This is a genomic window from Citrobacter amalonaticus (assembly GCF_002918555.1).
Lineage (GTDB): Bacteria > Pseudomonadota > Gammaproteobacteria > Enterobacterales > Enterobacteriaceae > Citrobacter_C > Citrobacter_C amalonaticus_A.
In genome coordinates this window covers 220,556-237,815 of the sequence record NZ_PQMB01000004.1, presented here as the reverse complement: position 1 = coordinate 237,815, position 17,260 = coordinate 220,556, and the positions used below count along the sequence as shown (strand labels likewise).

Below are 17,260 nucleotides of genomic sequence, written 5' to 3'. Positions count from 1 at the left end.
TTAATGAAACTCTATAATCTGAAAGATCACAATGAGCAGGTCAGCTTTGCGCAGGCCGTCACGCAGGGACTCGGCAAGAACCAGGGATTGTTTTTTCCGCACGAACTGCCGGAATTTAACCTCTCAGAAGTGGATGAGATGCTGAGTCTGGACTTCGTGAGCCGCAGCGCAAAGATCCTCTCTGCCTTTATTGGTGATGAAATCCCGCAGGAGATCCTGGAAGAGCGCGTGCGTGCGGCGTTTGCTTTCCCGGCACCTGTCGCCCAGGTGGAAAGCGATATTGGCTGCCTGGAGCTGTTCCACGGTCCGACGCTGGCGTTTAAAGACTTCGGCGGTCGTTTTATGGCGCAAATGCTCACCCATATCAGCGGCGATAAACCGGTTACTATCTTAACGGCGACCTCTGGAGATACCGGCGCCGCCGTGGCGCATGCATTTTATGGACTGAAGAATGTTCGGGTGGTGATCCTCTACCCACGCGGTAAGATCAGCCCGTTGCAGGAGAAGCTGTTCTGTACTCTGGGGGGCAACATTGAAACCGTGGCGATCGACGGCGACTTCGACGCTTGCCAGGCGCTGGTGAAACAGGCTTTTGACGATGAAGAGCTGAAAGTCGCGCTGGGGCTGAACTCTGCCAACTCCATCAACATCAGCCGTCTGCTGGCACAGATCTGTTACTACTTCGAAGCTGTTGCGCAACTGCCGCAGGAAGCGCGTAACCAACTGGTCATCTCCGTGCCGAGCGGTAACTTTGGCGACCTGACGGCAGGGCTGCTGGCGAAGTCGTTGGGGTTACCCGTGAAACGCTTTATTGCTGCTACCAACGTCAATGATACGGTGCCGCGTTTTCTGCAGGAGGGTCAGTGGGCACCGAAGGCGACGCAGGCAACCTTGTCGAATGCCATGGACGTTAGCCAGCCGAACAACTGGCCGCGGGTGGAAGAGTTGTTCCGCCGCAAAATCTGGCGGCTTAACGAGCTGGGCTATGCGGCAGTGGATGATGCAACCACGCAAGAGACGATGCGCGAGCTACAGGCGAAGGGATACCTCTCTGAGCCGCATGCCGCCGTGGCGTATCGCGCACTGCGCGATCGGCTTAATCCGGGCGAATACGGCCTGTTCCTTGGAACGGCACATCCGGCGAAGTTTAAAGAGAGTGTGGAAGCCATCCTTGGTGAAGCGTTGGATCTGCCAAAAGAGCTGGCGGATCGTGCCGATCTGCCGTTGCTTTCACATAATCTGCCAGCCGATTTTGCGGCGTTGCGTCAGTTTATGATGACTCGTCGATAATCGGTATGCCGCTGTTAGCCGGATAAGACGCGTGCGTCGCCATCCGGCAATGCCTGTACTGCCCGGCGGCGCTTTCGCTTACCGGGCCTACAGTCAATGGCATTACTGTTCCTGACGCTTAAACACCAGCTCGCCATTTCCTGACGTTTCTTCATCAAAGAAATAGCCTTCGCTGTTAAACGCGGTAAGCTGCTCCGGCCTGGTCAGACGATTTTCAATAATGTAACGACTCATTAGTCCGCGTGCTTTTTTGGCGTAAAAGCTGATGACTTTAAACTTGCCGTTCTTCTCGTCGAGGAAAACTGGCTTAATCAACTCGCCTTTCAGTTTTGGCGGCTTCACGGATCTGAAGTATTCATCTGAAGCAAGGTTGATCACCACCTGGTCGCCTTGTGCTGCCAGTGCTTCATTGAGTTTATCGGTAATGATATCGCCCCAGAACTGGTAGAGATCCTTTCCTTTGGCGTTCTCAAGACGAATGCCCATCTCCAGACGGTAGGGCTGCATGAGATCCAGCGGGCGAAGAACACCATACAGTCCGGAAAGCATGCGCAGATGCTGTTGGGCAAAATCAAAATCTGCTTCGCTGAAGGTCTCCGCCTGTAATCCGGTGTATACATCGCCTTTGAATGCGAGGATCGCCTGACGCGCATTTTCTGGGGTAAAGTCGGGCTGCCAGTCGTGAAAGCGGGTAGCATTCAGGTCGGCGAGCTTATCACTGATCCCCATCAATTTTTTGATCTGCGGAGCTGATAGCTTGCGCGCCTCGTGGATAAGCTGCCGGGAGTAATCCAGCAGCTCTGGTTGCGTATAATGTGTGGTGGCCAGTGGGCTTTGGTAGTCGAGCGTTTTCGCCGGTGAAATCAGAATCAGCATATCCAGTCCTTGCAGGAAATTTACTGCGACTTTAGCAAAAAACACGACCGGGTTGATCGATAGTTGCGATTAGTTCCGTGTCAGATCATCCCAGGTATCCGGTGCTAGCTGTTGTTCAATATCCGGATAACGTAACGGGTCGAAGACAGGCGATACGCCGAGTTTTCGTTGACGCAGATAGTCGCTGGCAATGGTATGCACCACCGGCGAAAGCAGTAAAATCGCCGTCAGGTTAGTGATCGCCATGCAGGCCATAATAATATCGGCCAGCTGCCAGAGCAGAGGGAAGCTGAGTAATGTTCCCGCAATCACGGTACTACAGGTTATTATCCGCAAAGTCCAAATGATTCTGATGTTGTTCAGTCGCAGGAAATAGAGATTATTTTCTGCGTAAATATAGTTAGCAACTATCGAGCTGAAGCCGAACAAAACCATGATAATGGCGACAAACCCGGCTCCCCAGCTTCCTGCCAGCGTATTCATTGCTCTCTGAACTAACTGAATGCCCTCCATGGGGGCGTAGGCCGTGCCGTTGCCCGCCAGCAGAACAAGCATGGCGGTGGCGCTACAGACAATTAGCGTGTCGATAAAAATGCCGATCATCTGCACGATCCCTTGTGCGGCAGGGTGTGGGGGCCAGGATGCCGCCGCCGCTGCCGCATTCGGTGTTGAGCCCATACCGGCTTCGTTGGAAAACATGCTGCGCTGAAAGCCGCTGGTAATGGCCTGACTGAGCGTATAGCCAGCCGCGCCGCCGACGGCCTCCTGCCAGCCGAACGCGCTTTTCACAATAGATACAATGATGCCAGGAAGTTCACTGATGTGCAGCAGACAAATAATCAGGCTGGTGGCAACCCACAGCAGAGTCATCATGGGCACAAACCACCGCATTATTCGCGCAACGCCTTTGATCCCGCGCATAATGACCAGCAGGGTAAAAAACGCCAATGCAATACCCGACACGATCGGTGGGAAATCGAAGGCGAAATGAAATGCGCGGGAAATCGAGTTCGCCTGCACGCTGTTGAACACCAGCCCATAGGCGATAAGCAGGAAAATGGCGAAAAGCACGCCCATCCAGCGCATACCCAATCCGCGAGTCATGTACCATGCCGGGCCGCCGCGAAACTGGCCGCTGGCATCACGTTCTTTATAAAGTTGTGCCAGTGAGCATTCGGCAAACGACGTCGCCATCCCGATCAGCGCCGCTACCCACATCCAGAAAATGGCACCGGGGCCACCCGCGGTAATCGCCAACGCCACACCGGCAAGGTTGCCGCTACCAATTCGCGCCGCCAGGCTGGTACACAGTGCCTGAAACGACGTTAATCCCCCAGGCTGCGGGCTAATGCTATTTTTCAAACTTTTGCTGAAATGACGGATGTAGCGAAACTGCACGAACCCTGTGCGGTAAGTAAACCAACAACCTGCGCCAAAAAGCAGGTAGATCATCACCGATCCCCAGAGCACGTCGCTGATAAAGGTGAAGAAATCAGGCATTAACATCCCTCTTGTTGTTGCCGGTACGCCTGACAATCCTGTGTAAGCGTTACCAAATCATGAACAGTATAAACGTTATTAGGCGATTGATAGCTGAGCGCTATCATACACGAGAGCATTCTGCGTAATGCCGTGTGGGGTCAAGGTGGAGCGAAAAACCGCGTTGCGCAATAACCGCGTTGTCTGCGGTTGCGCTGTCACTGCGTCGTGTTATCATCAGGGCAGACCGGTTACATCCCCCTAACAAGCTGTTTAACGAGAAATACTATCATGACGGACAAATTGACCTCCCTTCGTCAGTTCACCACCGTGGTGGCCGACACCGGAGACATCGCGGCAATGAAGCTGTACCAGCCGCAGGATGCCACAACCAACCCTTCTCTTATTCTTAACGCCGCCCAGATCCCGGAATATCGCAAGCTGATTGACGATGCTGTTGCCTGGGCTAAGCAGCAGAGCAGTGACCGTGCGCAGCAGGTTGTTGACGCAACGGACAAGCTGGCGGTGAACATTGGTCTGGAGATCCTTAAACTGGTTCCAGGTCGTATCTCCACTGAAGTGGATGCTCGCCTGTCTTACGACACCGAAGCGTCTATTGCAAAAGCAAAACGCATCATCAAGCTCTACAACGATGCCGGTATCAGCAACGATCGTATCCTGATCAAACTGGCTTCCACCTGGCAGGGGATTCGTGCCGCTGAGCAGCTGGAAAAAGAGGGCATCAACTGTAACCTGACGCTGCTGTTCTCTTTCGCGCAGGCGCGTGCATGTGCCGAAGCGGGCGTTTACCTGATCTCTCCGTTTGTGGGTCGTATTCTGGACTGGTACAAAGCCAATACCGACAAGAAAGATTACGCACCGGCTGAAGATCCAGGCGTGGTTTCCGTAACTGAAATCTACGAGTACTACAAACAGCACGGTTACGAAACTGTCGTTATGGGCGCAAGCTTCCGTAACATGGGCGAAATCCTTGAGCTGGCAGGCTGCGATCGTCTGACTATCGCCCCGGCGCTGTTGAAAGAGCTGGCAGAAAGCGAAGGCGCTATCGAACGCAAACTCTCTTTCTCCGGCGAAGTAAAAGCACGTCCGGAACGCATCACTGAGTCTGAGTTCCTGTGGCAGCACAACCAGGATCCGATGGCAGTGGATAAACTGGCTGACGGCATCCGTAAGTTTGCTGTAGACCAGGAAAAACTGGAAAAAATGATCGGCGATCTGCTGTAATCATTGCGGCGTGGCCGATACACCGGTCACGCTACCTCTTCTGAAACCTGTCTGTCCTTCCTCTCGCAGTGTATCATTCTGTTTAACGAGACTGTTTAAACGGATTAATCATGAACACCTTACGTATTGGTTTAGTTTCTGTTTCTGACCGCGCCTCCAGCGGTGTTTATCAGGATAAAGGTATTCCGGCGCTGGAAGAGTGGCTGGCAGCGGCGCTGACGACGCCTTTTGAAGTCCAAACCCGTCTTATTCCAGACGAGCAGGCGATTATCGAGCAAACGCTGTGCGAGCTGGTGGATGAGATGAGTTGTCATCTGGTGCTGACAACCGGCGGTACCGGACCCGCGCGTCGTGATGTGACACCCGACGCCACGCTGGCGGTGGCCGACAGGCAGATGCCCGGATTTGGTGAACAGATGCGCCAGATCAGCCTGCACTTTGTGCCGACGGCGATCCTCTCACGTCAGGTTGGCGTGATCCGCAAGCAGGCGCTGATCCTCAATTTACCCGGACAGCCAAAATCCATTAAAGAGACCCTTGAAGGGGTGAAGGATGCTGAGGGGAAAGTCCTTGTGCCAGGGATTTTTGCCAGTGTACCGTATTGTATACAGTTGCTCGATGGGCCTTATGTGGAGACTTCGCCCGGCGTGGTAGCATCTTTCCGTCCTAAAAGCGCAATGCGCGACACAAACACCTGAATTTGACCTTTTTGTGAGATAAGTGATGGCACAGGTGGAGTGTTGAATTGTTTACGATATAGTAATTTTTAATTTACAGTCATCGTAAACACCTTCTTTACTCCACTGACTCATGGATTGCTATGTCACAACACTCACGACTTCTGAATCGTCAGGATTATAAGACGCTCACTCTGGCTGCGCTGGGTGGCGCGCTTGAGTTTTATGACTTCATTATCTTTGTCTTCTTTGCCGCCGTGGTGGGGGAACTGTTCTTCCCGCCTGACATCCCCGAATGGCTCCGCCAGGTGCAAACCTTCGGTATTTTTGCCGCTGGCTATCTGGCGCGCCCGCTGGGTGGCATCGTTATGGCCCATTTTGGCGACCTGGTCGGACGTAAAAAGATGTTCACCCTGAGCATCTTATTAATGGCGGTTCCCACCCTGGCAATTGGTTTGTTGCCCACCTATGCCTCCATCGGTATTGTCGCACCACTCTTACTGCTGCTGATGCGCGTTTTGCAGGGGGCAGCAATTGGCGGAGAAGTCCCGGGGGCATGGGTGTTTGTGGCGGAGCATGTTCCTGAACGTCGTATTGGTATCGCTTGCGGCACGTTGACTGCCGGGCTGACGATTGGGATCCTGCTTGGCTCAGTGGTGGCGACGCTGGTTAACACCAGTTTGACCCAACAGGCAGTACATGATTACGGCTGGCGAATTCCGTTCCTGCTCGGCGGTATTTTTGGCCTGGTGGCAATGTATCTGCGGCGCTGGTTGCAGGAGACGCCGATCTTCCTGGAGATGCAACAGCGTAAGGCGCTGGCGCAGGAACTCCCGGTGAAGGCGGTGGTCATCAACCATAAAAAAGCGGTCATTATTTCAATGTTGCTGACCTGGCTACTCTCGGCTGGCATTGTGGTGGTGATTCTGATGTCACCCGTTTGGCTGCAAAAACAGTATGGATTTGCTCCGGCCCTGACCCTGCAGGCCAACAGCGTGGCGACCATCATGTTGTGTCTCGGCTGTCTGCTAGCGGGATTTGTGGTGGATCGTTTTGGCGCCAGCAAGACCTTTATTGTCGGCAGTATTTTGCTGGCCTGCTCAAGCTGGTTTTTCTATCACCTGGTGGGAGCGCATCCGCAGCAGTTGTTCCTTTTATATGGGCTGGTGGGGTTGTGCGTTGGCGTGGTGGGGGCCGTACCTTATGTGATGGTGCGTGCCTTCCCGGCAGAAGTCCGCTTCACCGGTATCTCTTTTTCTTATAACGTCTCTTATGCCATTTTTGGCGGTCTGACGCCCATTGCGGTCACGATGTTGATGGGGATATCGCCAATGGCTCCGGCGTGGTACGTATTGGCGCTATCGCTGATGGGACTGGGGTTAGGGATTTGGCTGCGCCAGGATATTTATTACCGAGATACGCAGATGCAAGCGGACTTACAGCGTCTGTAAATTTTATCCCCCCTTGCGGGGGGATAAAAGATTAGTGCGTTTCACCGATTGGCAGGATAGTACGACCAAACTGTTCGTTCAGCACTTCACCCATCGCCAGGTAGATGGCGCTGGCACCACACACTAAGCCAACCCAACCTGCAACATGGATCACCGCTTCGTTACCTGCGATGTTGCCAACGGCCAGCAGGGCGAACAGGACGGTCAGGCTCAGGAAGACGAACTGTAATGCACGAGCGGCTTTCAGCGTGCCGAAGAACATAAACAGAGTGAACACGCCCCACAGCCCCAGGTACACGCCGAGGAACTGTCCGTTCGGCGCATCAGTCAGACCCATTTTCGGCATGAGCAGAATCGCGACCAGCGTCAGCCAGAAAGAACCGTAAGAGGTAAATGCGGTTAAGCCGAAGGTATTGCCTTTTTTGTATTCCAGCAGACCGGCAAAAATTTGCGCGATACCGCCGTAGAAAATTCCCATCGCGAGAATAATACCGTCAAGGGCGAAGAAACCCGCGTTGTGCAGGTTAAGCAGAATGGTGGTCATGCCGAAGCCCATCAGGCCCAGCGGTGCCGGGTTAGCCAACTTAGTGTTGCCCATAATTCCTCAAAATCATCATTGATTGAATGGTGAAATAGTTTCCCCAAAAAACGGTATTCAGTTTGGGGCGCGGCATAATAATCAGGGGCAGGGTGGCTGTCTATGATCTGATGAGGGGAAAATGAATTATTTTCCCCTGTGATGACTATCACACCTGGGGCGCGGCGATCGTTTGGCGCAAACTGGCGATTTGCAATTCTGTGAGGGACGGTGGTGCGGACTGGCGGCTTTTACACCGCTCAGCGCCGCGCAGAATGCGGGTTTCCGGGCAGGAAAGAGCAGGTACGACGCCTCTTTTACCCGCTTACGGTTTTTCATGATCGGCGGCAGTAATGCCTCCTGCTCTGCGATTTTGTCATCAAGCGCTGGCAGGAATTTCTGCTTTTATGTGAATGATTTTATTTTTGCCATTCCAGTTTTGAATGATTGCCGGGTGTTGGCTCTGCGTTTTCCCCCGCCGTGGCTATTTTTTGGCTCCTGGAAGCCACAATCATAAAAATTTTTTTCATCTCCCCCTTGATGACGTGGGTTACGACCCCATTTAGTAGTCAACCGCAGTGAGTGAGTCTGAAAAAAACGATTCAGGGTAGTTGAAACCGCATGTTTCGCCCTTATTACAGATTCACAACCACATGATGACCGAATTTTTAGTGGAGACGTTTAGATGGGTAAAATTATTGGTATCGACCTGGGTACTACCAACTCTTGTGTAGCGATTATGGATGGAACTCAAGCACGTGTGCTGGAGAATGCCGAGGGCGATCGCACCACGCCTTCTATCATTGCCTATACCCAGGATGGTGAAACTCTGGTTGGTCAGCCGGCTAAACGTCAGGCAGTGACAAACCCGCAAAACACCCTGTTTGCGATTAAACGCCTGATTGGTCGCCGCTTCCAGGACGAAGAAGTTCAGCGCGATGTTTCCATCATGCCGTACAAAATCATCGGCGCCGACAACGGCGACGCATGGCTTGATGTGAAAGGTCAGAAAATGGCACCGCCGCAGATCTCTGCTGAAGTGCTGAAGAAAATGAAGAAAACTGCAGAAGATTATCTCGGCGAGCCGGTAACTGAAGCGGTTATCACCGTACCTGCTTACTTCAACGATGCTCAGCGTCAGGCAACCAAAGACGCGGGTCGTATCGCAGGTCTGGAAGTAAAACGTATTATTAACGAACCAACCGCTGCTGCTCTGGCCTATGGTCTGGATAAAGAAGTCGGCAACCGTACTATCGCGGTTTATGACCTCGGTGGCGGTACCTTCGATATCTCTATTATCGAAATCGACGAAGTTGACGGCGAAAAAACCTTCGAAGTTCTGGCAACCAACGGTGATACCCACCTGGGTGGCGAAGACTTCGACAGCCGTATGATCAACTATCTGGTCGAAGAATTTAAGAAAGATCAGGGCATTGACCTGCGTAACGACCCGCTGGCTATGCAGCGCCTGAAAGAAGCGGCAGAAAAAGCGAAAATCGAGCTGTCTTCCGCTCAGCAGACCGACGTGAACCTGCCGTACATCACCGCAGACGCCACTGGTCCGAAACATATGAACATCAAAGTGACTCGTGCGAAACTGGAAAGCCTGGTCGAAGACCTGGTGAACCGTTCCATCGAGCCGCTGAAAGTTGCGCTGCAGGACGCTGGCCTGTCCGTATCTGATATCAACGACGTTATCCTCGTTGGTGGTCAGACACGTATGCCGATGGTGCAGAAGAAAGTTGCGGAGTTCTTTGGTAAAGAGCCGCGTAAAGATGTTAACCCGGATGAAGCCGTGGCTATCGGCGCTGCCGTTCAGGGCGGTGTATTGACCGGTGAGGTGAAAGACGTTCTGCTGCTCGACGTTACCCCGCTGTCTCTGGGTATCGAAACGATGGGCGGCGTGATGACGGCGCTTATCACCAAGAACACCACTATCCCGACCAAGCACAGCCAGGTGTTCTCTACCGCTGAAGATAACCAGTCTGCGGTAACCATCCATGTGCTGCAGGGTGAACGTAAGCGTGCGGCTGATAACAAATCTCTGGGTCAGTTCAACCTGGATGGTATCAACCCGGCGCCGCGCGGCATGCCGCAGATCGAAGTGACCTTCGATATTGATGCCGACGGTATTCTGCACGTTTCCGCGAAAGACAAAAACAGCGGTAAAGAGCAGAAGATCACCATTAAGGCATCTTCTGGCCTGAACGAAGAAGAAATTCAGAAAATGGTTCGTGAAGCAGAAGCGAACGCAGAATCTGACCGTAAGTTTGAAGAGCTGGTTCAGACCCGCAACCAGGGCGACCATCTGTTGCACAGTACTCGTAAGCAGGTTGAAGAAGCTGGCGACCAATTGCCGGCAGACGACAAAACGGCTATCGAATCTGCACTGAGCGCACTGGAAACGGCTCTGAAAGGTGAAGACAAAGCGGCTATTGAAGCGAAGATGCAGGAGCTGGCGCAGGTTTCCCAGAAGCTGATGGAAATCGCTCAGCAGCAGCACGCACAGCAGCAGGCGGGTTCCGCTGATGCTTCTGCAAACAATGCGAAAGATGACGATGTTGTCGACGCTGAGTTTGAAGAAGTGAAAGACAAAAAATAATCGCCCTGATGCAGGGTAGTTAATCGGCACGGGCGAAGAGGTTTCCTCTCCGCCCGTGCACGTATGTTAAGGGCAGATAAAAAGAGATGGCTAAGCAAGACTATTACGAGATTTTAGGCGTTTCCAAAACAGCGGAAGAGCGTGAAATCAAAAAGGCCTACAAGCGCCTGGCCATGAAATTCCACCCGGACCGTAACCAGGGTGATAAAGAGGCCGAAGCTAAATTCAAAGAGATCAAAGAAGCCTATGAGGTTCTGACCGACGCGCAGAAACGCGCGGCCTACGATCAGTACGGCCATGCTGCGTTTGAGCAAGGTGGTATGGGCGGCGGTGGCGGTTTTGGCGGCGGTGCTGACTTCAGCGATATCTTTGGTGACGTTTTTGGCGATATCTTTGGCGGCGGCCGCGGCCGTCAACGTGCGGCGCGTGGCGCTGATTTACGTTACAACATGGATCTTACTCTGGAAGAAGCGGTTCGTGGCGTGACCAAAGAGATCCGTATTCCGACGCTTGAAGAGTGTGATGTTTGCCACGGTAGCGGCGCGAAGGCAGGGACGCAGCCACAAACGTGTCCAACCTGTCATGGTTCCGGCCAGGTACAGATGCGCCAGGGCTTTTTTGCCGTGCAGCAGACCTGTCCGCACTGTCAGGGACGCGGGACGCTGATCAAAGATCCATGCAATAAATGCCACGGTCATGGCCGCGTTGAGAAGAGCAAAACGCTGTCAGTTAAGATTCCGGCAGGAGTTGATACCGGCGATCGTATCCGTTTGTCTGGTGAAGGCGAAGCGGGTGAGCATGGCGCGCCGGCTGGCGATCTGTACGTTCAGGTACAGGTGAAACAGCACGCTATCTTCGAGCGTGAAGGCAACAACCTCTACTGTGAAGTGCCAATTAACTTCGCAATGGCGGCGCTGGGGGGCGAAATTGAAGTCCCGACGCTGGATGGTCGTGTGAATCTGAAAGTTCCGGGCGAAACCCAGACCGGCAAGCTGTTCCGCATGCGCGGAAAAGGCGTGAAATCCGTACGCGGTGGTGCGCAGGGCGATCTGCTGTGCCGCGTTGTGGTGGAAACCCCGGTGGGTCTGAACGACAAGCAGAAACAGCTGCTGAAAGAGCTGCAGGAAAGCTTTGGCGGCCCGACCGGTGAGAAGAACAGCCCACGTTCAAAAAGCTTCTTCGACGGTGTGAAGAAATTCTTTGATGATTTGACCCGCTAACCACTTTCATCATTCTGTTAAAAAGCCCGGGATTGAGAAATTTCGGGCTTTTTTTGGGCTGTTATATTACATCGATAAAATCGAGCTATTTAGCATGTATTATCTAATTTTATCGATATGTTAAGTGAGGTAAGATAGTTCTTACGAAGTATTCACCAGTTAGAGAGAATAAAAAGTGAAACATCTGCACCGATTTTTTAGCAGCGATGCCTCTGGAGGCATCATTCTTATCATCGCCGCTGCGCTGGCTATGCTTATGGCTAACACAGACCTCACCAGTGGATGGTACCACGACTTTCTTGATACTCCTGTCCAGTTGCGGGTTGGTGCGCTTGAGATCAACAAAAACATGCTGTTGTGGATTAACGACGCGCTGATGGCGGTATTTTTCCTGCTGATCGGCCTGGAAGTTAAGCGTGAGCTTATGCAGGGGTCGCTCGCCAGCCTACGGCAGGCTTCTTTCCCGGTGATTGCGGCGCTGGGCGGAATGATTGTTCCGGCACTACTGTATCTGGCATTTAACTTTGCCGATCCGATTACTCGTGAAGGGTGGGCAATTCCGGCGGCAACGGATATCGCTTTTGCGCTGGGCGTACTGGCATTATTGGGCAGCAGGGTGCCACTGGCGCTGAAAATCTTTCTGATGGCGTTGGCGATTATCGATGACCTGGGGGCTATTGTCATCATCGCGGTGTTCTACACCAATGATCTCTCAATCGTTTCTTTGGGCGTTGCGGCGTTTGCCATTGCGCTTCTGGCATTGCTCAATCTATGCGGCGTAAGGCGTACCGGCGTGTATATCCTGGTCGGGGTAGTACTCTGGACAGCGGTGCTGAAGTCTGGCGTGCACGCGACTCTCGCTGGGGTGATTGTTGGGTTCTTTATTCCGCTTAAGGAAAAGCACGGTCGTTCCCCGGCAAAACGGCTGGAGCATGTTTTACATCCGTGGGTGGCGTATCTGATCCTGCCGCTGTTCGCATTTGCCAATGCGGGCGTTTCTTTGCAGGGAGTGACGGTAGATGGGCTGACATCAATGCTGCCGTTGGGAATTATCGCGGGCCTGCTGATTGGCAAACCGCTTGGGATAAGCCTGTTCTGCTGGCTGGCGCTACGTCTTAAACTGGCGCAACTGCCGGAAGGAACGAACTATCAGCAAATAATGGCCGTTGGCATTCTGTGTGGCATTGGCTTCACGATGTCTATCTTCATTGCCAGCCTGGCCTTTGGTAGCGTCGATCCGGAACTGATTAACTGGGCGAAGCTGGGGATCCTAATCGGTTCTCTGCTTTCAGCGGTGATTGGTTATAGCTGGTTACGTATGCGTTTAAGTCCGGCGATTTGATGGAACAGGGAGCCGAAAGAGGCTCCCTCTGCGACTCTGAGTCAGGGAGATAAATGAGTATGTCTCACATTAATTACAACCACCTTTATTACTTCTGGCACGTTTATAAAGAGGGGTCGGTGGTTGGCGCAGCGGAGGCGCTTTTTTTAACCCCGCAAACTATTACGGGTCAGATTAAAGCGCTGGAAGAACGTCTGCAGGGTAAGCTGTTCAAGCGTAAAGGACGCGGCCTGGAGCCGAGTGAACTGGGGGAGCTGGTTTTTCGCTATGCGGATAAAATGTTCACCCTGAGCCAGGAGATGCTGGATATCGTGAACTACCGCAAGGAGTCGAATCTGCTGTTTGATGTCGGTGTAGCGGATGCCCTGTCGAAACGTCTGGTCAGCAATGTGCTGGATGCGGCGGTCGTGGAAGAGGAGCAAATCCATCTGCGCTGCTTTGAATCAACCCATGAAATGCTGCTGGAGCAACTGAGCCAGCACAAGCTGGATATGATTATCTCCGATTGCCCAATCGACTCAACGCAGCAGGAAGGGTTGTTCTCCGTGAAGATCGGCGAGTGTAGCGTCAGCTTCTGGTGTACGAAGCCGTTGCCTGAGAAGCCTTTTCCGGCATGTCTGGAAGAGCGGCGACTGCTGGTGCCAGGACGGCGCTCCATGTTGGGACGTAAGCTGTTGAACTGGTTTAACTCACAGGGGCTAAACGTTGAGATTCTGGGAGAGTTTGACGATGCGGCGCTGATGAAAGCGTTTGGCGCGGCCCACAATGCTATTTTCGTCGCCCCAACGCTCTATAAGCATGACTTTTACGCTGATGATTCGATTATAGAGATAGGTCGCGTGGAAAATGTGATGGAAGAGTACCATGCCATTTTTGCTGAGAGAATGATTCAGCATCCGGCGGTACAGCGTATTTGTAATGCGGACTACTCCGCCTTATTTACCCCTGCGGGCAAATAATCAAGGCGTAATCGTCATACTTCACGTTGCGGGGTTGGCTTTGTTACCCGGCCCATTCCTGGGCCAGTCGGTGCATAACGACACCATTGGCACCACCAATACACCGATGACGCCAGCTCCGATAAGGTGCTGTTGACGATCCATATCGACTACCAGTACGACGTTTTAATCTGCTGGCGGTACACCACGCGCTGCTGCAAACCGGAGAGCCGCGAATTTCATCGCGACGTCTTCCTGGCGGGGCGGCAACCGTTTCTGATGGTTCCTGCTCTCTGCCACCCTGTGGCAGAGTCACTGGCGTGTGCTGAGCAAAGTGGATGCACCGACGCAAAAGATATAGCAAATCAAACAGAAAGAGATTTTCTGAGACCCTCCATCTCCCTTCCTGCCATATCACGTTACCTGTTTTATACAGAAAATGAGATCTCATCAAACCGATATCTCATGGTTTCAAAGCGTTTGTGATTAGCCCCCCTCGCATAATGGGAGCATTACATAGGTGTCCCGCCGGACGGATGGGACACGCTATTTCTTCTATGACTCATTAACGAGGTAAGCATTATGACGAACAGCAAACTGGTACAAAATGATTCGCTCAGTACAAAAGAGTACGAGCAGAACGGATTTGTGGCGGCCACGGAAACCAATGAGTTTAGCTATACATCGGCGCGCGTCGCGAAGGTAGCCTACAACGAGTACAAACCCAACGAATTTAAAGTGTCCGGTTACTGGACGGACTGGTCGCAATATGACGGTCGTCTCGACGGCGATTTTGCGCCTTCCAGCTGTGGGCGCGGCGTTGACCTGGCGTTATTAGACCCCTTTGCTTACGATAAAATTACGCTGGGTTTCTGCGGGATCGTCGGCGATACCGGCGAGAAAGCGACGACTATCAACAATGCCGCAGTCGACTTCCAGCGCACGCAATGGCAACCCACCTTTGTCGATGCGTGGGGAGATGTTGCCTCCTACCGCAACTGCGGCTTTGCGGGTTGGGTAAGCAACGATTACATGGCGCTTTTCCATCAGTACGATGCGCAGGGCGTTCTGGGGGGGTTACGCGACGTACAGAAAAAGAACCCGAATCTCCATCTTTCAATGAGCATCGGCGGCTGGACCATGAGCCAGGCGTTCCACTTTATGGCTAAGGATCCGCATAAACGAGCCCTATTCTGCGACGGCCTGACCGATCTGTTCACCCGATTCCCGATGTTTAGTGAAATCGATCTGGACTGGGAATATCCGGGCGCGCCGGGAAATACCGGTAATACCTACGATGATACTGACGCACCGAATTTTGCTGCCTTGATTAAGGATGTGAAAGCCGCGCTGAATAAAATCAATCGCAGTGATGTGAAAATTAGCGTTGCCGCGGCGGGTGATATCGAGAAACTGAAAAAAGCCAATATTCCAGCGCTAATTGATGCGGGGGTCTGGGGCATTAATTTAATGACCTACGACTTCTTTGGTACGCCGTGGGCTACCGAGCTGGCGCATCATACCAATCTCTACCCGAATGGCAGCGCGAATAACTGGAGCGTGGAGACCGCCGTTAATTATCTGGAGTCGATTGGGGTACCGCTTAAACAGGTCTTTATCGGTTATGCCGGTTATAGCCGTAATGCCCATGATGCGACGATCCAGAGCGTATCTCCGCTGAAAGGAACTTACACGCCAGGATATGGCACGACGGTCGGGACATTTGAATCCGGCTCAACGGAATGGTACGACCATATCGCAAATTATCTTGATCTGGAAAACCAGACCGGTCGCAATAATTTTATTGTTTACACCGATGAAGTGGCGGATGCGGATTTCCTGTATAACCCACAGTCTAAAGTCTTTATGTCGCTGGATACCCCGCGCACCGTGAAGGCCAAAGCCGAGTACGTGAAATCCCGCGGCCTGGGCGGACTGTTTACCTGGACGGCGGATTTGGACCGTGGCCCGCTGGTGAACGCGGCTCGCGAAGGGCTGGGCTGTGAAATGACGCGACAAGCTGTTGATATGAGACCGTTCTATTTTAAAGGTATTACGAAGTAAGTGCTCACGTCCCCCTGTAAAGGGGGACGTTTTCGGCTGTCTGAATCGTGTAAAAAACATAAAATAAGTAAATAAAAATTGAGTATCAGGTGAATTATTTTTATGGATGGAATAAGTAAATTCATATTATATATTTATGATATCGCCTTCTCCTTTTCGGAATTTTTTATGGTTTTTTACAGCAGGTTTGACAACTCTCTCAGTTAGATGATTATCTTTGGTACTAAAATAAATCATCTCAATAATTAATGGATTTTCAAATGGTTACATCATTCATGATTGGAAATGATTTATTGTTTGATACAAGTGAAATGGTTCTTCACCATCTTAAGGACGGGGAAAGTATTCATTTATCCGGCGTGAAAGGTCGCTGTTTGAAGTGTCTCATCTCGCATACCCAACAAGATATAACGACAAAAAAGCAAATTTGCGATGAGGTATGGGGACAATTTGGTTTATTCGCCAGCGATAGTACGTTATTGCAGACGATTTATGCTTTGCGGCGTGATTTGCGGGATATAGAGATGACGGATTTAATCATTACCCATCCCCGACTGGGCTACCAGATCAATCCGGCCTATAGCATTACACCAGTTGCTGAATTAGGCGCCGAAAAAAATGAACCGACTGCCACTGAAGTATTTCCCTGTCCTTCTGACGTTGATATTCTCAGCGCCCATTATGAAATTCAGAGCAAAGTGGAGGGTAAAAAAACAGACGTTGCCGTTAATCTCTCCCTGCATAAGGAGAGGGTTATTTTAGCTTTCCTGACATTTGTATTGACTACAGCATTAGTACTCCTGACGGTGTTTTTCTACAGGGAAGAGTTACGTCTTCTTCATGATGGCGGGAAAAACCTGTATCTTAATCCTGAAATCAGAAAAGAAATTCACGGACAAAAAGGATTTATCCTGTGCAAGTGCAATAAGCACGATACAAGCGGAAATTGCAAAAGTCATGAATATATATGTAGAAAAGTGACCTCATGATATTTTTCGTTACGTAATGCAACCTAAGTTTATTACGCGTCTGTTGGATAAGGCGCGAGCGTCAGCTTGCCACCGGAAAGCTCGGTTAATCGTTGTTCGGCAAGATGATGCGTCCAGTGATGAGCCGGTCAGATGAAATAATGCCTCAGGCGGTGCATCACGGAATCTCCGGCAGGCCTGATTAATAGAGATGGCAGCCAGAATGTCACCCGGAACACGATCGAGTTTTGTCACCACATCGGTGATGGGACGATCACGATAAAGCCCATTCCGATAATTAACCAGATAACGAGTTCAGCGGAAAGTTTATGCTTTCTGATACTGCCTTTATCTGTGGATCGAAGAACCTGAGAGAAACATTTAAGAGGTATTGAGCGCCGAAAACAGGAAAGAGGCTTGGGTTCCGCCCAGTTTGTGTCTCATAGCGACAGGCTGAAAGCATGAAAAAGCCCCATCAAAAAATGATGAGGCTTATTGTGCTACGCTTGCCGGATCGTTAAACAATCATTT

Annotated in this window: 16 protein-coding genes and 1 pseudogene; 11 read left to right on the top strand and 6 right to left on the bottom strand. The window is 51.7% G+C overall.

Features of this window, described 5'->3' with window-relative positions; all coding sequences use genetic code 11:
- The first annotated feature begins 3 nt into the window (after positions 1–3).
- Complete coding sequence (thrC, locus tag C3432_RS18830) at positions 4–1,290, top strand: threonine synthase (RefSeq protein ID WP_103778088.1); 1,287 nt, start codon at positions 4–6, stop codon at positions 1,288–1,290.
- Here thrC and C3432_RS28060 read toward each other — a convergent pair.
- The 3 genes from C3432_RS28060 to C3432_RS18820 all read right to left on the bottom strand — a co-directional run bounded on the left by C3432_RS28060 (position 1,271) and on the right by C3432_RS18820 (position 3,666).
- The gene (locus C3432_RS28060) at positions 1,271–1,393 is read right to left on the bottom strand and encodes a hypothetical protein (protein ID WP_258041628.1); all 123 of its coding nucleotides are present in this window, start codon (positions 1,391–1,393) and stop codon (positions 1,271–1,273) included. The two genes, thrC and C3432_RS28060, sit on opposite strands and share 20 nt — an antisense overlap.
- Positions 1,393–2,166: a peroxide stress protein YaaA gene (yaaA, locus tag C3432_RS18825; RefSeq protein WP_103778087.1), complete on the bottom strand. Its 774-nt coding sequence runs from the start codon at positions 2,164–2,166 to the stop codon at positions 1,393–1,395. The genes C3432_RS28060 and yaaA overlap by 1 nt, the downstream gene beginning before the upstream one ends.
- Before the next feature lie 69 nt (positions 2,167–2,235).
- Positions 2,236–3,666 carry an alanine/glycine:cation symporter family protein gene (locus tag C3432_RS18820; RefSeq protein WP_103778279.1) on the bottom strand — a complete coding sequence of 477 codons (1,431 nt, stop codon included), beginning with the start codon at positions 3,664–3,666 and terminating at the stop codon, positions 2,236–2,238.
- 270 nt (positions 3,667–3,936) lie between these two features.
- On the opposite strand from C3432_RS18820, the gene tal reads away from it, so the two are divergent.
- From tal to C3432_RS18805, 3 genes are all read left to right on the top strand, one after another.
- Positions 3,937–4,890 carry a transaldolase gene (gene tal, locus C3432_RS18815; protein ID WP_103778086.1) on the top strand — a complete coding sequence of 318 codons (954 nt, stop codon included), beginning with the start codon at positions 3,937–3,939 and terminating at the stop codon, positions 4,888–4,890.
- A 110-nt stretch (positions 4,891–5,000) separates the two neighbouring features.
- Complete coding sequence (gene mog, locus C3432_RS18810) at positions 5,001–5,588, top strand: molybdopterin adenylyltransferase (RefSeq protein WP_103778085.1); 588 nt, start codon at positions 5,001–5,003, stop codon at positions 5,586–5,588.
- A gap of 122 nt (positions 5,589–5,710) precedes the next feature.
- Positions 5,711–7,018, top strand: coding sequence for an MFS transporter (locus C3432_RS18805; RefSeq protein WP_103778084.1), 1,308 nt, complete (start codon positions 5,711–5,713; stop codon positions 7,016–7,018).
- Between the two features lie 31 nt (positions 7,019–7,049).
- Here the strand turns inward: C3432_RS18805 and satP are convergent, their stop codons facing one another.
- Positions 7,050–7,616: an acetate uptake transporter gene (gene satP / locus C3432_RS18800; RefSeq protein ID WP_103778083.1), complete on the bottom strand. Its 567-nt coding sequence runs from the start codon at positions 7,614–7,616 to the stop codon at positions 7,050–7,052.
- A 172-nt stretch (positions 7,617–7,788) separates the two neighbouring features.
- Between satP and C3432_RS27495 the strand changes: the two genes are divergently transcribed.
- The 5 genes from C3432_RS27495 to nhaR all read left to right on the top strand — a co-directional run bounded on the left by C3432_RS27495 (position 7,789) and on the right by nhaR (position 13,718).
- Positions 7,789–8,112 carry a hypothetical protein gene (locus C3432_RS27495; RefSeq protein ID WP_146050929.1) on the top strand — a complete coding sequence of 108 codons (324 nt, stop codon included), beginning with the start codon at positions 7,789–7,791 and terminating at the stop codon, positions 8,110–8,112.
- 168 nt (positions 8,113–8,280) lie between these two features.
- On the top strand, positions 8,281–10,197 hold the full coding sequence (gene dnaK / locus C3432_RS18795; RefSeq protein ID WP_103778082.1) for a molecular chaperone DnaK: 1,917 nt from the start codon (positions 8,281–8,283) through the stop codon (positions 10,195–10,197).
- 86 nt (positions 10,198–10,283) lie between these two features.
- Positions 10,284–11,417: a molecular chaperone DnaJ gene (dnaJ, locus tag C3432_RS18790; RefSeq protein WP_103778081.1), complete on the top strand. Its 1,134-nt coding sequence runs from the start codon at positions 10,284–10,286 to the stop codon at positions 11,415–11,417.
- A 175-nt stretch (positions 11,418–11,592) separates the two neighbouring features.
- Positions 11,593–12,759, top strand: a complete 1,167-nt coding sequence (nhaA, locus tag C3432_RS18785) for a Na+/H+ antiporter NhaA (protein WP_103778080.1) — start codon at positions 11,593–11,595, stop codon at positions 12,757–12,759.
- A gap of 59 nt (positions 12,760–12,818) precedes the next feature.
- Positions 12,819–13,718 (top strand): transcriptional activator NhaR, encoded by a 900-nt coding sequence (nhaR, locus tag C3432_RS18780; protein ID WP_181012957.1) that lies wholly within the window; start codon positions 12,819–12,821, stop codon positions 13,716–13,718.
- A gap of 21 nt (positions 13,719–13,739) precedes the next feature.
- Here nhaR and C3432_RS28055 read toward each other — a convergent pair whose 3' ends face one another.
- Entirely contained in the window at positions 13,740–13,862 is a 123-nt protein-coding gene (locus tag C3432_RS28055) for a hypothetical protein (RefSeq protein ID WP_258041627.1), read from the bottom strand.
- A 417-nt stretch (positions 13,863–14,279) separates the two neighbouring features.
- On the opposite strand from C3432_RS28055, the gene C3432_RS18775 reads away from it, so the two are divergent.
- Complete coding sequence (locus C3432_RS18775; protein WP_103778078.1) at positions 14,280–15,761, top strand: glycoside hydrolase family 18 protein; 1,482 nt, start codon at positions 14,280–14,282, stop codon at positions 15,759–15,761.
- A 260-nt stretch (positions 15,762–16,021) separates the two neighbouring features.
- Positions 16,022–16,750: a transcriptional regulator gene (locus tag C3432_RS18770; protein WP_103778077.1), complete on the top strand. Its 729-nt coding sequence runs from the start codon at positions 16,022–16,024 to the stop codon at positions 16,748–16,750.
- A 110-nt stretch (positions 16,751–16,860) separates the two neighbouring features.
- Here the strand turns inward: C3432_RS18770 and C3432_RS28050 are convergent.
- Positions 16,861–17,160, bottom strand: a pseudogene (locus tag C3432_RS28050) (transposase domain-containing protein); the annotation flags it as partial.
- Between the last annotated feature and the right edge of the window lie 100 nt (positions 17,161–17,260).

What these genes read in the sequence shown, in the direction of transcription:
- mog (WP_103778085.1), top strand. Translation starts at nt 5,001, where the DNA reads ATGAACACCTTACGTATTGGTTTAGTTTCTGTTTCTGACCGCGCCTCC.
- C3432_RS28060 (WP_258041628.1), bottom strand. Translation starts at nt 1,393, where the DNA reads ATGCCATTGACTGTAGGCCCGGTAAGCGAAAGCGCCGCCGGGCAGTAC.
- dnaJ (WP_103778081.1), top strand. Translation starts at nt 10,284, where the DNA reads ATGGCTAAGCAAGACTATTACGAGATTTTAGGCGTTTCCAAAACAGCG.
- C3432_RS18805 (WP_103778084.1), top strand. Translation starts at nt 5,711, where the DNA reads ATGTCACAACACTCACGACTTCTGAATCGTCAGGATTATAAGACGCTC.
- C3432_RS18775 (WP_103778078.1), top strand. Translation starts at nt 14,280, where the DNA reads ATGACGAACAGCAAACTGGTACAAAATGATTCGCTCAGTACAAAAGAG.
- yaaA (WP_103778087.1), bottom strand. Translation starts at nt 2,166, where the DNA reads ATGCTGATTCTGATTTCACCGGCGAAAACGCTCGACTACCAAAGCCCA.
- dnaK (WP_103778082.1), top strand. Translation starts at nt 8,281, where the DNA reads ATGGGTAAAATTATTGGTATCGACCTGGGTACTACCAACTCTTGTGTA.
- C3432_RS18770 (WP_103778077.1), top strand. Translation starts at nt 16,022, where the DNA reads ATGGTTACATCATTCATGATTGGAAATGATTTATTGTTTGATACAAGT.
- nhaR (WP_181012957.1), top strand. Translation starts at nt 12,819, where the DNA reads ATGTCTCACATTAATTACAACCACCTTTATTACTTCTGGCACGTTTAT.
- C3432_RS28055 (WP_258041627.1), bottom strand. Translation starts at nt 13,862, where the DNA reads ATGGATCGTCAACAGCACCTTATCGGAGCTGGCGTCATCGGTGTATTG.
- satP (WP_103778083.1), bottom strand. Translation starts at nt 7,616, where the DNA reads ATGGGCAACACTAAGTTGGCTAACCCGGCACCGCTGGGCCTGATGGGC.
- C3432_RS18820 (WP_103778279.1), bottom strand. Translation starts at nt 3,666, where the DNA reads ATGCCTGATTTCTTCACCTTTATCAGCGACGTGCTCTGGGGATCGGTG.
- thrC (WP_103778088.1), top strand. Translation starts at nt 4, where the DNA reads ATGAAACTCTATAATCTGAAAGATCACAATGAGCAGGTCAGCTTTGCG.
- tal (WP_103778086.1), top strand. Translation starts at nt 3,937, where the DNA reads ATGACGGACAAATTGACCTCCCTTCGTCAGTTCACCACCGTGGTGGCC.